15 protein-coding genes are annotated in these 18,108 nt (G+C 40.8%); 8 read left to right on the top strand and 7 right to left on the bottom strand.

The window, feature by feature from the left end; genetic code table 11:
• Nucleotides 1–386 precede the first annotated feature (386 nt).
• Nucleotides 387–821 (top strand): hypothetical protein, encoded by a 435-nt coding sequence (locus P4S61_RS19730; protein WP_337119038.1) that lies wholly within the window; start codon nucleotides 387–389, stop codon nucleotides 819–821.
• Entirely contained in the window at nucleotides 818–1,195 is a 378-nt protein-coding gene (locus tag P4S61_RS19735; protein WP_337119039.1) for a fascin domain-containing protein, read from the top strand. The genes P4S61_RS19730 and P4S61_RS19735 overlap by 4 nt, the downstream gene beginning before the upstream one ends.
• Before the next feature lie 187 nt (nucleotides 1,196–1,382).
• Here the strand turns inward: P4S61_RS19735 and P4S61_RS19740 are convergent, their stop codons facing one another.
• Genes P4S61_RS19740 through P4S61_RS19750 form a run of 3 tightly spaced genes read right to left on the bottom strand, consistent with a single transcriptional unit; the run spans nucleotide 1,383 to nucleotide 3,106 of the window.
• Nucleotides 1,383–1,997, bottom strand: a complete 615-nt coding sequence (locus P4S61_RS19740) for a flavin reductase family protein (RefSeq protein WP_337119040.1) — start codon at nucleotides 1,995–1,997, stop codon at nucleotides 1,383–1,385.
• A gap of 9 nt (nucleotides 1,998–2,006) precedes the next feature.
• A complete protein-coding gene (locus P4S61_RS19745; RefSeq protein WP_337119287.1) occupies nucleotides 2,007–2,738 on the bottom strand; it encodes an SDR family NAD(P)-dependent oxidoreductase in 732 nt (243 codons plus the stop codon).
• A 2-nt stretch (nucleotides 2,739–2,740) separates the two neighbouring features.
• Nucleotides 2,741–3,106: a thiol-disulfide oxidoreductase DCC family protein gene (locus P4S61_RS19750; protein WP_149979962.1), complete on the bottom strand. Its 366-nt coding sequence runs from the start codon at nucleotides 3,104–3,106 to the stop codon at nucleotides 2,741–2,743.
• Between the two features lie 220 nt (nucleotides 3,107–3,326).
• Between P4S61_RS19750 and ppc the strand changes: the two genes are divergently transcribed.
• The 3 genes from ppc (at nucleotide 3,327) to cdd (ending at nucleotide 7,725) form a co-directional block, all read left to right on the top strand.
• Nucleotides 3,327–5,972 carry a phosphoenolpyruvate carboxylase gene (gene ppc, locus P4S61_RS19755; RefSeq protein WP_337119041.1) on the top strand — a complete coding sequence of 882 codons (2,646 nt, stop codon included), beginning with the start codon at nucleotides 3,327–3,329 and terminating at the stop codon, nucleotides 5,970–5,972.
• A 394-nt stretch (nucleotides 5,973–6,366) separates the two neighbouring features.
• Entirely contained in the window at nucleotides 6,367–6,744 is a 378-nt protein-coding gene (locus P4S61_RS19760) for a hypothetical protein (RefSeq protein ID WP_145234423.1), read from the top strand.
• Between the two features lie 48 nt (nucleotides 6,745–6,792).
• Nucleotides 6,793–7,725, top strand: coding sequence for a cytidine deaminase (gene cdd / locus P4S61_RS19765; protein ID WP_145234421.1), 933 nt, complete (start codon nucleotides 6,793–6,795; stop codon nucleotides 7,723–7,725).
• On the opposite strand, the gene udp is transcribed toward cdd, so the two are convergent.
• Nucleotides 7,706–8,461 (bottom strand): uridine phosphorylase, encoded by a 756-nt coding sequence (gene udp / locus P4S61_RS19770; protein ID WP_149979966.1) that lies wholly within the window; start codon nucleotides 8,459–8,461, stop codon nucleotides 7,706–7,708. The two genes, cdd and udp, sit on opposite strands and share 20 nt — an antisense overlap.
• 429 nt (nucleotides 8,462–8,890) lie before the next feature.
• Here udp and P4S61_RS19775 point away from each other — a divergent pair, with 429 nt between their 5' ends.
• The 3 genes from P4S61_RS19775 to P4S61_RS19785 all read left to right on the top strand — a co-directional run bounded on the left by P4S61_RS19775 (nucleotide 8,891) and on the right by P4S61_RS19785 (nucleotide 12,250).
• Nucleotides 8,891–10,003 (top strand): arginase family protein, encoded by a 1,113-nt coding sequence (locus P4S61_RS19775; RefSeq protein WP_145234417.1) that lies wholly within the window; start codon nucleotides 8,891–8,893, stop codon nucleotides 10,001–10,003.
• 124 nt (nucleotides 10,004–10,127) lie between these two features.
• Nucleotides 10,128–10,820 carry a substrate-binding periplasmic protein gene (locus tag P4S61_RS19780; protein ID WP_182797638.1) on the top strand — a complete coding sequence of 231 codons (693 nt, stop codon included), beginning with the start codon at nucleotides 10,128–10,130 and terminating at the stop codon, nucleotides 10,818–10,820.
• A 131-nt stretch (nucleotides 10,821–10,951) separates the two neighbouring features.
• Nucleotides 10,952–12,250, top strand: a complete 1,299-nt coding sequence (locus tag P4S61_RS19785; RefSeq protein WP_149979967.1) for a hemolysin family protein — start codon at nucleotides 10,952–10,954, stop codon at nucleotides 12,248–12,250.
• Between the two features lie 26 nt (nucleotides 12,251–12,276).
• On the opposite strand, the gene iadA is transcribed toward P4S61_RS19785, so the two are convergent.
• The 3 genes from iadA to P4S61_RS19800 all read right to left on the bottom strand — a co-directional run bounded on the left by iadA (nucleotide 12,277) and on the right by P4S61_RS19800 (nucleotide 17,950).
• Complete coding sequence (gene iadA / locus P4S61_RS19790) at nucleotides 12,277–13,443, bottom strand: beta-aspartyl-peptidase (protein WP_182730782.1); 1,167 nt, start codon at nucleotides 13,441–13,443, stop codon at nucleotides 12,277–12,279.
• A gap of 12 nt (nucleotides 13,444–13,455) precedes the next feature.
• A complete protein-coding gene (gene yfcC, locus P4S61_RS19795; RefSeq protein WP_182717600.1) occupies nucleotides 13,456–14,862 on the bottom strand; it encodes a putative basic amino acid antiporter YfcC in 1,407 nt (468 codons plus the stop codon).
• 163 nt (nucleotides 14,863–15,025) lie between these two features.
• Nucleotides 15,026–17,950, bottom strand: coding sequence for a TonB-dependent receptor domain-containing protein (locus P4S61_RS19800; protein ID WP_337119042.1), 2,925 nt, complete (start codon nucleotides 17,948–17,950; stop codon nucleotides 15,026–15,028).
• Nucleotides 17,951–18,108: the final 158 nt, after the last annotated feature.

Here is an 18,108-nt window from a genome sequence, read left to right on the forward strand (position 1 = left end):
CTGCAACTTTATGATGGGTTTGAATTGGAATCAGTTGTTGAATTTAGATTTAAATGGGTGTCATGTAAGTTTATATAGGATTGTAACTTTATGATGGGTTTGAATTGGAATAAGTTGCTGAATTTAGATTTAAGTGGGTGTCATATAAGTTTTTACTTTATATAGGACTGCAACTTTATAATGGGATTGAATTGGAATCAGTTGCTGAATTTAGATTTAAATGGGTGTCATGTAAGTTTATGTATTGAATTTAGATTTAAGTGGGTGTCATGTAAATTTTTTATCATTATGCGACTTGTAATAAGGTGTAATGTTTTATTTCATGTCGACGTTTACGCTTATAGGGCTGTTAATCCTAGCAGCGTAAACGTCACAGGAACTCGACAATGATTACTTCAAAACTTTTATTTGTGGTTTTACTTGGTACGGCATCGATTGCGCATGCTGGTACGCAGTACACAACACAACCTGCAAGCAATATTACGACAACATCGGCGCAGTTAAATGGTTATTCGGCATCTACTATTGGCTTAAGTGGTGAAATAATTGATTATGGTGAAACCACAAACTATGGCATTAGTGTTTTAGTCACACCCGCAGGAGTTAATGGCCCTGTGAGTGCGCAAGTAGTTAATTTAGAGTGTGGAACGCAGTATCATTTTCGGTTTCATGGTGATCCAAAACCGCCTAGAGCAACACTGCAAGGTGAAGATCTCACTTTTACCACGCTACCATGTAACCCCACCATATTAAACAATATCTCCCTAGAAACAGGTGGCCAATATTACCTTGTGGCTGAGAATAATGGGGGGATACAGTGAATGCAAATCGTCTTGCAATTGGTCCATGGGAGCAATTTAATTTAATTGATATTAATGGCGGTGATTTGCTAAGTGGTGATGAAATACATATCCAAACAACATCTGGATACTATTTTGTGGCAGAGCAAGGTGGTGGGGCTGCACTTAATGCAAACCGAACTGCGGCATCCATATGGGAAACGTTCACTATAGAATTACCAAATAACCCTGGTGCATTAATTCAAAATGGTGACAACATCGCGCTTAAATCGATTAATGGTTATTACGTACAAGCGGTCAATAATGGTGGTTTTGGAACCAATGTTCTGCCTACAGTTATAGGTTGTAATGCAACGTATCCTTGCTCATTAGAAATGTTTAAAATAATATTTTAAGTGTGGGTCGCAATTACCAAAACAGTCTATTGTAAGGTAGTTGCGACTTTCAATATAATACGTTTGCACTTGCTGCTGATGTTTGCTCCATAGCGCAGTGTTAACAACCGTATCAAAGTATGATATTTAATTATTTAAAGTATATATGACACTCTTATCAATCATTTTCAAAGCTCAGCAGCTCTATTTAACGAGGTTTTTTAGCATAGGGTAGACGCGTTATAGCCTGTGTTTTGTGATAACTATCTAAGCCGCTAATGGTGACGGTGTTGATTGACTCTAAATCGATAAAACCATCCTCTAAAATTGCTGAGTCTTCAACATGTAAGTCTATAATCTCACCGATTACTAACTCAGTGCCATTTACGGCAAGGTGTTGATGCTCAACAAATTTAACTGCATACTTTAAACGGCTTTGAGCAACAAACGGAGCCGAAAAATTAGCCAGATACTCGGTTGTAAGGCCTGTAGCATCAAATTCAGATTCATTTTTATCGTAACGGGCAGAAGTCTGGTGAGCTTGTTCTACAATCTCGCTATTCACTTGGTTAATAGTGTAAACACCGGTTGCTAAAATATTCTCGAAAGTATGACGAGGTACACTATGTGGGCGGATTATCATGGCGACCAAGGGTGGATGCGCACCTAGATGAATCACCGAGCTTACAATTGCTAAGTTGGTGTTGCCAGCACTATCTTGAGTACCAATTAAGTTGGCACTTTTAAAACCAGATAGTGAGTTTATTAAATGCGTACGGTAGTGTTTATCTAACTGATTAATGGCGTCTTTTGTAAAATGCATGGTTTATCCTTACCAGTGTATGTGCTCACCTTGCCAATCAATGTAGGCGGGTTGACCTACCTCAGTGAGCTGTTCAGGTTGTTGTAAAAGAGTATAAAGTTGTGATGCTACAAACTCAGGTGTAAAGAGCTTACCTGCGGGTACATTTTTTTGAAACGGCTTAGATAAATTAGTATCTGTTGTGCCTGGATGAAAAAGAATTAAACGGGTTTGTTTTGCGCGTCGCTGCAGTTCAATAGCAGCTGTTTTAAATAACATATTAAGTGCTGCTTTTGAGGCGCGGTAGCTGTACCAGCCGCCTAAGTTATTGTCTGTAATACTCCCTACTCGCGCACTTAAGGCCGTTATGGTACAAGGTATTTTGTGGCTAAGTAGCGGCGTGATTGCTTGCAGGCACAAAATGGGAGTTAAAGTATTGGTGTTGAGTAAGGTATTGAAATAATGCTCATCGATATCGTCGAGTTTTTTTTCAGGCATAGATTGCGCATAATGTAATTGGCCGTTAAAAATAACTACCTGAGTTGGGTATATTGCGCGCTCTTTAAGTAAGTTTGTTAATTCACTTAAGCTTGCTTTGGAATAGTCACAAACAAACTGTTCAACAGCAATACCGACAGCGGATGTGTCAATAGAGCTGCGACTTACACAAAAAACCATAGCCTGTGGTTCGTGTTTGGCAATTTCTTTTAGATACGCATTTGCAATTTCACTACTTGCACCGAAAATAATATAAGTGTTAATCATTATTTTATCCCACAACTTGATTGGCAGAAAATGCGTGTGATCTGTCTGCGGTATTTAGCAAACAGGCGATAACCTAGATCGGCAATAAAGCGTATTATGGGTAATTGTAGCAGCTTTAGCCATGAATGGCGGCCAACCGTTTGCCATGCTTCAAATGTGACATCTAATCCGTAAATCATTTCACCGTTATCACGCTGGCCATGCAAAAATGCCATGGCATCGTGGCGTTTTATGTTTTTAAAGCGCTGCTCAAAATCATCTTTATTTATATCTTCGAGTATTATTTTGTTGTGTGTGTCTGCACGCTTTAGTGAATCCATTTCTTTAACACAAAGCGGGCAATTACCATCGTAAAAAATAATCATAGTTACTCAAAATTCGTCGATTTATTATGTCTTGTTACGAAATAGAATAAGCCTTGGATCTGTTAAATTATCCATTTGGATGATATTAATAGAGTCTTACAAATATAAAGGTAAGCAAAGTGTCGATTTTTTACCGCATTTTACACTCCACACTTAAAAATCGAACACGGCTTATTATTAGTACCTTTATGGTATAAACATCAACAATGGAGTATCAGGAATGAGTGAACAATATGCCGCCTTGCGTGGGAACGTTAATTTATTAGGGCAATTATTAGGCCAAACAATCAAAGACGCCCAAGGACAAGCGATTTTAGATAAAGTAGAAGAAATTCGAGCTTTAGCTAAGTCATCCCGCACAGGAAACGAGCAAGACCGCCATACCTTAATTAATGTTCTGCATGCTTTAACCGATGAAGAGTTACTGCCAGTAGCACGTGCTTTTAATCACTTTTTGAATTTAGCCAATGTTGCAGAGCAGTTTCATACTATTTCCCGTTTTAATGACGTGGGTTTTTGTCAGCTAAGCCCGTTAACACAAACTTTAAAAGCATTAGCTAGCCACGCACAGCAGGGTAAAATAAATCCCAATGAAATCGCAGAAAGTTTAGCTAAACTGCATATCAATTTAGTTTTAACTGCACACCCAACAGAAGTAACTCGCCGTACAATTATTAACAAACACGTTGAATTAAGTGATTGTTTAGCAGCTCTTGAGCGTACCGATAACCTGCCTTATGAGCGTGAAAATATATTAAACCGTATCGCACAGTTGATCAGCCAAGCATGGCATACAGACGACATCCGTCGTTCACGTCCAACCCCAATTGATGAAGCAAAATGGGGTTTTGCAGTTATCGAAAATAGCCTATGGCATGCCGTTCCGCGTTTTTTACGAGACTTTAATAAAGAAGTAAAAGAGCACCTTGATTTAGAGTTACCAAACGATTACAGCCCCGTTGAATTTACCTCATGGATGGGGGGCGATCGCGATGGCAATCCATTTGTAACAGCATTAGTGACGCAGCAAGTGCTGGATCATGGGCGCTGGATGGCACTGGATTTATACAGTCGCGATATCGACACTTTAAGCACTGAGCTTTCTATGTCACAAGCCAGTGATGAGCTAGTCGAGCTCGCTGGACAAGATTTTGAACCGTATCGTGCGGTATTAAAAGTACTCAAAGCGCAAGTGAGTGAAACCGTTGCTCATCTTGGCGCTAAAATTATGAATAAGCGCACCGATGCACAAGACATCGTCACTGACATTGAGCAGTTAAAGCAGCCGCTTGAGGCATGCTACCGTTCGTTGCTTAAGAGTAACATTGCGGTGGTAGCCAATGGCTTATTATTAGACGTGTTACGTCGTATTAATAGCTTTGGTATTCGTTTAGCTAAACTAGATGTGCGCCAAGACTCATCACGCCACAGTCAGGTATTTTCAGAGCTCACTCGTTATTTAGGTTTAGGTGATTACGACCAATGGCAAGAAGAAGATAAGCAGGCATTTTTATTAGCCGAGCTTAACTCTCGTCGCCCGCTTATTCCTAAACATTGGCAACCAAGCGCTGATGTAAAAGAAGTCCTCGACACCTTTGATGTAATCGCCAAGCAAGATGCGTCGACGTTTGGTTTATATATTATTTCAATGGCACGCACAGCCTCTGATGTATTAGCAGTACAACTGCTATTAAAAGAAAGTGGTTGTAGTTTTAAACTGCCTGTTGCGCCATTATTTGAAACCTTAGATGACTTAAATGCAGGCAGCGATGTTATTACTCAATTGCTAGATAATAACTGGTATCGAGGCCAAGCTGAGGGCATACAGAATGTTATGATAGGTTACTCAGATTCAGCCAAAGATGCTGGGATGATGGCTGCCGAGTGGGCGCAATACGAGGCAATGGATAAGCTTGTACAATTGGCAGAGCAACGTGGTATTGAGCTGATATTATTCCATGGCCGTGGTGGTACTGTTGGCCGTGGTGGTGCACCTGCTGCGCAAGCCTTGCGTTCACAGCCACCAGGTTCACTCAAAGGTGGCCTGCGTGTTACCGAACAAGGGGAGATGATCCGCTTTAAGTTTGGCCTACCTAATGTGGCGCTGGAAAGTCTAAACATCTATGCCGGTGCTGTGCTTGAAAGTAATTTGTTACCACCACCAGAGCCAAAAGATGAATGGCGTGATGTAATGGCGTTGATCAGTGAAAAGTCATGTGAGCATTACCGTAATGTAGTGCGTTTTGATGAAGACTTTGTGCCGTACTTTAGAATGGCAACACCAGAGCAGGAATTATCAAAATTACCGCTTGGTTCGCGTCCAGCAAAGCGTAATCCCAATGGTGGTGTTGAAAGCCTGCGAGCTATTCCCTGGATTTTTGCTTGGAGTCAAAATCGCTTAATGCTACCAGCATGGCTTGGGGCACTAACTGGTTTACAAGCTGCACTTGAAAAACACGGCATAGACACCCTTAATGAGATGAGTCAACGCTGGCCGTTTTTCAGAGCCCGTCTAGAAATGCTTGAAATGGTATTCAGTAAAGCGGACTGTTGGTTAAGTGCGCATTACGACGACGCTTTAGTTGAAGAGCAATACAAACCACTAGGTGAAAAACTGCGTAAAGAGCTCAAGCAGGCTATTTCACTGGTACAATCGTTAAGTCCACAGCAAAGTTTGCTTGCCGATCAACCTTGGATAAAAGAGTCTATTGGTTTGCGCAACCCGTATACGGATCCATTGAATGTGCTTCAAGTTGAGTTGTTAAAACGTTCGCGCGAAGCGGCAGAAGGCAGCTCTGGTGACATTGATAACGCGTTAATGATTACTATGACTGGGATTGCCGCAGGTATGCGTAATACCGGTTGATTATCCAATAATTAAGTGTGGACTTCTTTGCTGTGTTTAGCAGCGAGAGGTCCATTAATTAGTTAATTGAGCACTAACAGTGCGCTGTGCTGGTAAGGTTCGGCGCATATATTACCAAGTAAGTTATATTTATCCGCATTAAACATCTTATTTAATCTTAGTTCAGCTTAGATGTATTGAATACAGTTACTTCCTATCGTTAAGCTGTTTCAGGTTATAACTTAGTTACAACAAGGTATTTTTTGGTATCATTTTAGCAAAAAAACCATCCTTTATTCTGTATTAACGCTCTGGTCAGACCTGATTTGCTACTAGATATTGACTGTCTGTTTTTTTATCTAGAATGTCGGCTGTTTTGCCATAATGGTAAGTGTATTAATAATTGAGTAGTAATATGTCAAATGTGTCTACTTGCATCACGTATGATGCATCTACGTCATTAATAATGATGACGCTAAGAGGGACGGCAAGTGCACAGGATGTGATGAACTTTTATCAAATCGCGCAGCAGTACGTATCTATTTACGGCAGTAATAAGTTACTCGTTGATGTGTCTGAATTAACGCATAAATTTCCGGCAAGTGAACTGCTGACTATTATGCCAGCAGTATCTCAGTGGTTAGCTAGTTGCTTTATTGCTCGCGTCGTTAGTTTTGATGGTTTTATGCACGATTTGTTTTTGCAAAAAGCACAACGCTTTGATATAAAGGCAGAAAACTTTGATTGTTTTAACAGCGCGAAAAATTGGTTAGTAAATCAACCTAGCATTTAAGCGTTGAACCTTCTAAACTAGTTAGCCATTAAATCATAAAACTAGTCTATGTCTTCATTAACGCCTACAGTAAGTACTCAAACTAGCTGCGTTTTTAGCTTCAGTGAAAAACAACAGCAGCAGTTATATCTTCACGTAAAACAGCACAAGGGTATTTTAAATACCGCTGATATTACAGCTTTGTGCGCGCAATATAAGCAACCTGTCGAGGTTATACTGCGTGCCTGTTTACCTATTGCTGCAAAATTTGCAGTTGTGCCTATTTCACATTTTTTTGTTGGGGCAATTGTAGTTGGCTACGATAAACACGGTGAGCAACATTTTTATTTTGGGGCTAACGTTGAATTTGCACAACAAGCATTAAGCTTAGTGGTTCATGCTGAGCAATCGGCAATTAATAACGCTTGGCTCAATGGCGCGAAAAAAATAGCTAAAATTGCTATCAGTGATGCGCCATGTGGTTATTGTCGTCAATTTATGAATGAGTTGGCTGATGCGCAGAGCTTTGATATTTTATTACCGCAGCAGCAATTCAAGCTGGCTGATTTACTCCCTCACTCATTTGGTCCGCAAGATTTAGGTAATTCTTATAGCTTGTTTAACCCCGCTCCACAACAGCATGAATTTGTTGTAACTGATGAACTGGATAAAACGTTGTTAAGTTATGCGTTGGCTGCATATGTACCTTACTCTGAAAATTACAGCGCAGTGAAAATTAGTACTTTCGAAAATGGTAATTTTTATGGTTGTTATGCGGAAAATGCCGCGTATAGCCCGAGCTTATCACCACTGCAAAGTGCGGTGAGTCAATTGCATTTAGCCGGTTTGGCAATGACTAAAGATGTTGTCAAAGGGATTGAGTTACTACAAACGCAGGGCAAGGGAAATCAGTTGAGTGTCAGTCAAGCAGTACTGGCAAGTTACACTGATTTGCCAGTACTACAAAGTATTAGTTTAAATATTAAGCCAACAGCAGTTTAGCGGCTTCGAGTACCACGGCGACTGATTTTTTCTCAATCTCGCCGTGATCTACATTGGGGATTTCTTGGCGAGTACGATTAACCAACACACCAGCTACACAGGCTGCTTTTAGCCCCAGTGCTGCACACATTGTAAATAAGGTTGCTGATTCCATTTCATAGTTCATCACGCCCAGCTTTTGCCATTCTTCACAGCTACCTTGAAATGCTTTTGGTACATAACCCGAGTAAGTGTCGTAACGTTCTTGACCTGGGTAAAAAGTATCGCTTGATGCAGTAATACCAATATGAAAATCAATGCCTAAATTACCGCACGCATTTACCATCGCTTGAGTGGCGAAAAAGTCAGACACCGCAGGGTAGTTCAATGGCGCAAAATGTTGGCTCGCACCATCTAAACGCACAGATGCTTGGCTGATTAAAATATCACCTTCATTAATATGAGGTTGAATAGCGCCAGTTGTGCCAATTCGTAAGAATGTTTCAACTCCCAATTGCGCCAGCTCTTCTACTGCAATGGAGGTTGAAGGACCACCAATACCGGTTGAGCAAATAACCACAGAGTTACCGTTAAGTTGACCTAAGTAAGCATGAAATTCTCGGGTTTGGACGAGGCAAGTTGGGTTTTCGAGAAAAGTTGAAATACGTGCTGCACGATCTGGATCGCCCGGTACAATTGCAAGTTTTGCACCGTGTAGATCGTCGCGGGTGAGTCCTAAGTGAAATACCTTTTCCATAGCGGGGCCTTATTTATAACTTTTGTTCTAACGTCAGTTAATAACGCTAATTTATAAAGAGTTGTTGTCAATTTAGCATAATTACTACAATGCATTGCCTTGTACAGGACGGATGTCCGTTATCAAATTTATTCATTCTCTTTGAATATTCAAGCAACTGACTTTAATTTGTGTCATCGCCGGTAGTTGACTTGTATTCATAGACACTATATCAATCCTACTAGGCACTCTATTTTAGTTTATACGTTGTTGGACGAATAAGTATAACCAATTGTTATTATAGAGATTTATATAGTTATTTAAAATGTAGCTAAAGCGGCGAGAGTAATAAAATTGCGAGTGAAAATCGGCGCGTGAATCTTTTATTAATTTTATTTTCAACAACGCTCTTTTGCATAACTACGCAAAAGCACACAGTAAGGAATTGCAATGAGCACACAATGGCACACATTTAAAAGTAAAGTTGAGCACTGTTTATGTCCGCCGGGCGATGGCGTTTTTACGGTTAATACTGCAAAAGAACGTAAAGCGGCGCTGCGTATGAAACTGTATGGACAAGAAGATAATGTCGATACGCTATGGCGTGCATCACTCGATACACTTAGTCAAAGTGAGCATAAAGCGGTGACTTTAGGCATTAGCTCTGACTGTGGTGGTGGCATTTTACGCGGCGCCAACTGGGGGCCGTTGTTTTTACGTTCAGCATTGATTGATCAGCAGCCTCAGGCAAAGTCGTTTGATTTAGGTGATGTAAGGGTTATTCCACATTTATTGCATGATAAATATTTAAACGACGCGACTATCAGTAATTGCCAACAGGCATTATATGATAATCCAAGCAGTGAGTATTATGTCAGCCCGTTGTCTATCACTGAAGATGTATGCGATAGCTTTTATGCAACGTTTACTGATAAAGGCATTTTTGGTATTGGTGGTGATCATTCAATTAGTTACCCGTTAACTAAAGCGTATTTGAAGGCAAAGCGTGCGCAAGGTAAACGCACTGCGATTATTCACTTTGATGCGCATACCGATTTACTCGTTGAGCGTTTAGGTATCGATTTATGTTTTGGCTCGTGGTGCACGCATATTTTAGAGTTTTTACCTGCACCACATCATCTGATCCAATTTGGTATTCGTTCAAGCGGTAAGCCAAAAGAACACTGGGAATCTACCTTTGGCGTTAAACAACATTGGGCCCATGAGATCATCGAACGAGGCGCGCCGGCAATTGCCGCAGAAGTAATTGCTCAGCTTAAAGCTGATAATGTTGATGAACTCTACGTCAGCTTTGATATTGACGCCCTCGATGAAGAGTTTGCATCAGCAACAGGCACACCCGAAGGGAACGGTTTAACGCCGCAGCATGCTTTGGATATCTTGGTTGCTTTGGCTGATGAATTTCCGATCACTGGCGCTGATATGATGGAAATTGCCCCATTTACTGACAGTTCACTGATTGGTCAATCGAGTTCAGATACAACGCTTAGAGAAGGTGCAAAAATTTCAGCATTTTTAATTAATGCCATGAACCGCGCATAGTCAATAACAGTTAATATAAGCAGCATGCTGAGGCATGCTGCTTTTTTAATTCACAAATCAGCTATTTGCCGTTATATTTAATTTACATCAAGAGAGGCTTAAAATAATAATCGGTGGGGTAAGAGTGGCTAAGTGGTGTTATTTTTTATTAATAATCTTAAGTAGTCAAACTGTAGCTAAATTAAACATAGTTACAGAAAACTTTCCGCCTGCTCAATATATTGATGAAAATGAACAGCTTGTTGGCTATATCGCTGATAAAGTTCAAATGGTGTTAGCTTCTTCAACACTCGATTATACAATTTCAGTGCATAGTTGGAGTACTGCATTTAATATGGCACTGCGCGATCCGCAAACGTGTATTTTTTCTATGACGCGTTCAACTCCTCGTGAAAAGCAATTTATTTGGATTGCAGAATTAGCAAAGTTGAATACTTATCTGTATGCATTGAATTCAAAAAACATTGTTATCAATTCCCTAGAGCAAGCAAAGCAATACCGAATTGCGGTATTAAAAGATAACTACAGCCATCACTTTTTATTATCACAGGGCTTTGAAGAAGGTGTAAATCTAATGCTGATGAATAGTTTTGATAATATTTTTAAAATAGTTCAAAGCCGTCAAAGCAGTATCGATATCGTTGTATTACCTGAACAACGGGCTAAATATGAGCATGCTAAAAGGCAAGTTACTGACAAATTAACACCTATTTTAAGGCTTAATATTGAGCAACCGGCATTATATTTTGCTTGTAACAAAGCGCTAGATAAGCCAACTCAAACCAAACTCAGCAACGCATTCAACGCGTATCAGTAAGCTTTTATTGTTGGTAATGCACTGATATTTAATTACTTTTAATATTAGTTAAATTTAAATTGCCCAACCTTTAAAAGGGGTTATAATCCAGCTGCTTTTGCTTATAAAAGCGCTTATTTTTGGAGTTATAAATGGGTGACTTAATCGGGATTGGTTTATTAATCTTGATCAGTGCGTTATTTGCTATGTCGGAAATCGCCATCGCAGCATCACGTAAAATTAAATTAAGAGTCATGGCTGACGAAGGCAATGCTAAAGCGGCTGCAGTATTAAAGCTGCAAGAGCAACCGGGTGCTTTTTTTGCCATGATCCAAATTGCTCTCAATGCAATTGCTATTTTAGGCGGTATAGTGGGCGAACAAGCGCTTTCACCTTATGTTGAAAGTGTACTTGTGTTGTTTTATCAAGGACCGTTACTGGCGCAAATTAGCTTTTTACTGTCGTTTTTGACAATTACTTCATTGTTTATTTTATTTGCTGATTTATTACCAAAACGCTTAGCTATGATCCTACCAGAGGCTGTTGCGGTTCGCGTAGTCACGATTATGCGTTGGGTAACGTATGCATTAACACCGTTGGTATTGTTTTTTAATGGTGTAACTAATATTGTTTTACGCTTATTCAATGTGCCGGCAGAGCGTGAAGACATTGTAACTACCGAAGACATAGTCGCAATGATGGATGCAGGCGCAGAATATGGTAGCTTACAACAACAAGAATATGATTTGATTGGTAATGTATTTGATTTAGAAGCGCGCTTTTTATCGAGTGTTATGTCACCTAGAGATCAAATAGTCTACTTTGATATTAACGAAGCCAGCGATAGTATTTCGGGCAAAATCATTGATCATCCACATAATCATTTTTTGGTATGCAATGGCAATTTAGATAAATTAATTGGCTCAGTTGAATCAAAAGATATTCTTCGCCAAGTGCTCAAAGGCGATGCAGCGAATATTAACGACGAAATGCTCGAAAAAGAGATTTTTTATCTACCAGAAACACTGAGTTTGTCAGAGGCATTAAATGCCTTTAAAGGCGCAGCAAAACCTTTCGCAGTGGTGGTAAATGAATACGCACTTGTCGTGGGAATTGTGACAGTTAAAGATCTTATGAAAGGCTTTATGGGAGATTTGATCACCCATAATGGTGATGAATTAATTATCGCACGTGATGCAAATTCATGGTTAGTTGATGGTTTAACCCCAGCCGTTGAGCTGGCAAAAGTGCTCGGTGTGGATGAATTTCCAGATCAAATGCATTATGAAACTGTTGCCGGATTTTTAATTTATACCATGAAGCGAATTCCTAAACGAGCAGAATATATTCAATACGCAGGTTTTAAATTTGAAGTTGTGGATGTTGAAGGGATCCGAGTTGAACAGTTATTGGTGTCTAAAATACTACCGGTAGAACCAGCCTTACAATAAACGTGAGGCGCTATGCGCCTCATTATTTATTCAAAAGCGCCTTTTATTATTGCAAAGCCGTGCTCAACCATATGAATGCCATTACTCCATACATGTTGTGGCGCTAAAGTGTTGCTATCAAGTAAAACTAAGTCGGCGTCTGAGCCTTTGCTAATAGTGCCTTTTTTAATCCCCAGTACATTAGCGGGATTAGTGGTTATGGCCATTAATGCGTGCTCTATACTCACCTCATATTGACGTATAGCTTGTTGAAAAGCACCTAACAGAGAGGCTTCTTTACCAATTTCAAGCCCGAGTAAATTAAATTGCTCGTCAAATATTGGCAGGCTGGCATGGCCATCTGAACTCATAGTCAATTGTGTTGGCTTAACATTGTGTGTTAAACAGTAAGCTAACGCTTGCGCGGCAGCATATTCGCCATGGGCAAGATCATACTCAGTTGTGCTGGTGGTAAAATCAATTGTACCGCCGGCTTCACAAAATAAAATCCCAGCGTCAAGCAGCGCTTTATTTCTATTCATGTGTGTTGGATAAAACTGACTCAATGAAATATCAGTATTTTTATCAACCTCATGCAGAATCGCTAAGTGACTATTAACAGGGCCGACATGAATGCTCACGGTGCCTTTTTTTGCGCTTAGCATGCCGGCGACTTTTGCTTCTGCTGCCAGCTCTGCGAGTTGTTGAACGGTGGGTTGGCTGCTACGGTGATCTGAAATCGCCACTTCGCCTACGCCAATAAACTCGTCAATATACATTAGGTCATTTGTAATACTACCCGTCAGTGTTTTAGCGGGTAAGTGATAAGAGCCAGTATGGCAAAATACATTAAGACCAAGCTCTTTTAAGCCTTTCGCTTTAGCAACTAAGTTGGTTAGTGTGCGACTGCTTGAGTCAGTGCCCAGCGCTGCAATAACGGTTGTAATACCTGCTAAGGTGGCATCAGTTAAGTTCATTTCTGGCGTTCGACTAGTAAAACCTGCTTCGCCGCCACCGCCTGTAATATGGACCAGAGAGTCAACAAAGCCTGGTACTAGAATGTTTCCTCGGCCATCGATAATCTTTACTTCGGTATTACTTTCTAGTTTGATCTCGGTTCGAAAATCAATCACTTTAGAACCAGCGATGAGTACATCCATCTGCCCTTGAGGGCTTGGAGTATAAAGGTTTGCACCTCGAATTAATGTCAACATAGTGAAGTCTTTTTATTGATAATTGATAAAATAAGCAAGAAATATGAAGCCGCTTGCTAAAGTAAATAATGCTAAAGTGAAACGCCAAATAAAGGCTGCCCATTCGCTCCAATCAAGCTTTACAATACCTAAGCAACCGATCAAGCTGGCTGAGGTTGGAATGAATATATTCGTTAAGCCATCGCCAAACTGAAAAGCTAATACCACAATTTGTCGTGAGACATTGAGTAAATCGCCTAATGGAGACATCAGTGGCATAGTGATAGCGGCTTGGCCGGACCCTGAAGAAACAAAAAAGTTAAACACACTTTGAAATAATAACATTCCCCATGCCGCAACAAAGTCTGGTACCGCAGCGATACTACTAGCACTATGATAAAGTAATGTATTTAAGGTTGACGGTGCATTTAAATCACTGCCGCCAAGTAATAATACCACCCCTTTGGCAAGAGCGACTAACATAGCTGCGGGCAACAATTCTTGTGCACCATGTTTAAATGCATCTGCACTTTGGTTGGCTGTTTGTTTATTAAAAATACTGGCTATAAAAGCACTGATCACACCAATACAAAAAAACTGTGCTGCGAGCTCTGGAATATAGTATTGGCGCGCCATCACACCCCACACAACCCAAGTAATACCCGTTATAAAAGTAATCAAGATAAGTTTATCGGCGGTATCTAATTTTATATCAGTATGGGAGTCGCTTTGCGCGGTGTTAATGGTTCTGATCGAGTTGGCATAACGTATAGTAAAAAATAAACCAAATAGTGTAAACACAACCCATGCGATCATTCTAAAGCCAGCACCAGAAAAAACTGGTATTTCAGCAATAGATTGTGCAATTGCAATACTAAAAGGATTCATCCAAGACGTTGCAAAGCCAATTTGTGTGGCAACATACGTAGTTAAAACCGTTACTTTGGCATCATAGCCGAGCTGTTTCATGATCGGTAGTAAGACAATACAAAAAGCAATGGCTTCTTCGCCCATACCAAATACTGCGCCACCTAACGAAAATAACACAAATAATAATGGTAGAAACAGCCATTCAACTCGCTGAGTTTTATTGATAAGCGCCATAATACCGTTATTAATTGCGCCTGTTTTCATAATGATACCGAACGCGCCGCCGGTAATTAATATAAATGCCATGACACCGATGGTTGCGCCGTACTTGTCACCCGATACTAAACCTTCAAACAACACATTTGCCAGGCCAATTTCACCGCCTTCAGCAAACAGCGGCGTTTGCTCGCTTACAGCCACTGTTTGGTATTGAGAAAGTTCAACACTGTGGCTATCTTTTTGGGCGTTAAACATCCCAGGAGTAATAAACAAGGTTGCCAAGTAGGCAATTAATGCAACTGATAACAAGATGATACTTGCATCAGGCATAGTAAATTGTTTGTTTTTCATAATTTCACTTTTCGCAAAGAAATAGGTTGCTTAGACTAAGCCGCACACCTGCTTATTTTAACACGAAGTTTATTTGAATAAGTGACCTTACTCTACAAAGCAAAGCCACTTAGTACAATTTGGATGGTGTTACGCACAGCGACTAGTGCTGCGCGTATAATTTTTAGAAACGATAGCTGACACTAAATGTATAACGCGCGCCATAAGCATTATGGTTTATAGAATCAAAACCACGACTTGAGCCGTATAGCTGTGGCGGCTCTTTGTCAAAAATATTATCAATGCGCGCTCTTAAGGTAAGGGCTTTATTTACGTAGTAACCTGCAGATAAATCCCATACGAGCCAATCGTCAACTTGATGATTACCTTGTGAGTCAAGTTTACCTAAACTTTCCAGTTCATCAATTTCACGGCCTCTAAGTCCTTCAATGTCATCATCATAGCTGCTGGTGTAATTTGCGCCAAGGTTTAGGTAGTAGCTTTGAGCTTCCCAATCGATTGACATACGACCGATGTTTTCAGGGTAGCGATACGTGCCAACTAACTTTTCAATGGCATCAGAGCCTGGTTTATTGCGCTCAAATTCAAGATAGTGCGTGCCATCAAATGCAAAAGTTAAATCGCCACCTGAAAGCCTAAAACGGTGATCAAACTTAATATCAATCCCTGCTAATGTTTGTGTGCCGGTATTTTCAAGTGGGATAACATGGTCACGAAATAATGGTAAAAATAGTTCATCATCACGTGGGTTAAACTCGGTAATATAGTTATCTAAAATTTCATTTAGGTTGGCACCATCTTGCTCGATACTTAAACCACTATTGTCACTGATATCACATAGCTCATTATCGTAAGAGATACCTTGTTGACCTTCTGGGACAATACCGCAATGGCGCAGTGATGCATCAGTAATAGCACGATCTAGCACCGCAGTCATATTAGTATCAATCACTTCTTCGTGATCAAACTGCCAGTAATCAACGGTTAGGTTAGTATCAGCGCTTGGGCTCCAAGCAAAACCAACACTAATAGCTTCAGATTCTTCTGCTTTAAGATTTTTATTACCAAGCTCGAGTGAGTTAACACTTACCTCTGTTCCTTGGCCCATACAATAAAGATCAGATACTGCTTGGTTAGCACCGCAATCGAAGGTTGATTGGGTAGTTCTTAACTTAACACCAGCTTGTGTAAGTGAAGGGGCACGGAATGACGTAGACCATGAGCCACGTAACACTAACGAGTCGGTAGGACGATAGCTTAAGCCTATTTTTGGATTAAAGGTGCCGCCAAAATCGTCATAATGATCGTAACGTCCTGCCGCCTGTAGCTCAACTTGATCGGTCAATGATACACTTATTTCTGCGAACGCCGCGTATTGAGTGCGATCAGCCGCTGACAAGCTCGAGCCAAAACCAAATACATCCACTAAGTAGCCGTTTTCAGGGCGTGCTTGTGAGTCAAGTGATGGAATATCAGTTAATTCTTCACGGCGGGCTTCAACACCAAATGATGCATAAGCGGGCAAATCATTAAAGGTGAATAGTTCACCGTTAAAGTTTGCATCCCAGCCGTATACGGTGCTTTCGCCACTGCGTGTTGGACGTGCCTGTGCCGTTGCTAAAACCGCATCGTTGGCGGCATCGCCTTGCACAAATGGATTATAAAATGGCAGTAAATCGCCAGATACACAGTTAAGGTTCGTGCCGTCGTAGCTTGCTAATGTACCATCTGAGCATAGCTCACCAGTAATAGCAGCATGAAATTGATAGCGATTGTAAACACCATCAATGGCTTCTTGCTCAGAGCTTGAGCGAGAAAAGGTCACGCCTGACTCCCAGCTCCAGTCACCAACATCACCTGCAAGGCTACTCACTAAGCGGAAGTTTTTAGTTTCTACTTCGACAGTACGTGGGGCATTAAAACGCGCATCAAAGCCAAAGCCATAAACTTCGCGGCCAGCTTGCGTATCAAATGGGTCAATATACAACTGATCCATCAAATCATTACTGCCATCTGCATTATCATAAATGAACAGCGCATCTTCTAAAATGAAAGGGCCATCTTCATCATTTATTTGATTAATCGGTGAGGGTGACGAGTACGCTTTTGCCTTTGTTTGGCTATAGAAAAAGTCAGTATGCCAATCAAGACCGCCTAAGCTGCTATTGAACATAAAGCCAGTCGATAGACTCTCAAATGGCGTATCCAGATAATCGTCTTGATTTGGGTAATAGGCACAAATCTGTTCACCAAGTTCAGTTGTAACTAATTCAGTCTGGCAATTTGGCGATGGCAATTCATTCCCATCACGCGAGCTGTAATAATAAATATTTGGCGCGTTTTCAAGTTTTGGTAAGTACGAATAACTATTCACCAGTGGTGATGATGCAGTGAAATCTCGATCGGTTGCTTTAAATGCGTTACGGTCAAAAATATCGGCAAAAACCGTTAAGTTACTCTCACCAATGTTTGTACCGTATACTAGGTTAAGCTGTTTTTTACCTTCGTCATGGCTGTTAAAGCTATTTGCGTAGGATGCGTTTACTTCAGCGCCTTCAAAGTCATCTTTTAAAATATAGTTAATTACACCTGCTACGGCATCTGCACCGTAAACCGCTGATGCACCGGTTGCAAGAATATCAATACGCTCGATAGCTGCAAGTGGAATTGAGTTCACATCGACAAAGTTTTCCGTGCCAGCGGCAAATGAACTGGGCGCAACACGGCGACCATTAATCAGTGTTAATGTGGCTGATGGGCCCATGCCACGTAGGCTTGCCGCAGATTGTCCCGCAGGTGTTGAGGTGGACGTGCCACCGCTTTCTGAAGTGGAAAAAGTGCCGCTACCACCTTTGAACACGGATAAATCCTTTAGTAATTCGTGAATCGTGTTGGCGCCAGAGCGTTTGATGGCATCTTGGTCTAATACCGTTAGTGGAATCGTTCCTTCAAGATCGACGCCTTTTAAACGTGATCCGGTGACTTCTACTCGCTCAATGTTTTCAGCTTTAGTGTTTTCTTGCGCATACAAAAAAGTTGGGCAAAGCACTGCGCTTATTGCCGTTGCAATTGTTAATTGACGAAACATATTGGTTTACCTTTGTCTTTATTTTAAGCACAGGTGTACTGTACAGTGCTTATTTTTTGATTATTTAGACAGGGCCGTGATCGATAGACACAGTTAGCCCCTCACAGAGAATGTGAGGCAGTGGCTACTCGTCAAACCACTCCGAAAGGTAGTGAGGA

Source organism: Pseudoalteromonas sp. B160, from assembly GCF_037162485.1.
Classification (GTDB): Bacteria; Pseudomonadota; Gammaproteobacteria; order Enterobacterales; family Alteromonadaceae; genus Pseudoalteromonas; species Pseudoalteromonas rhizosphaerae.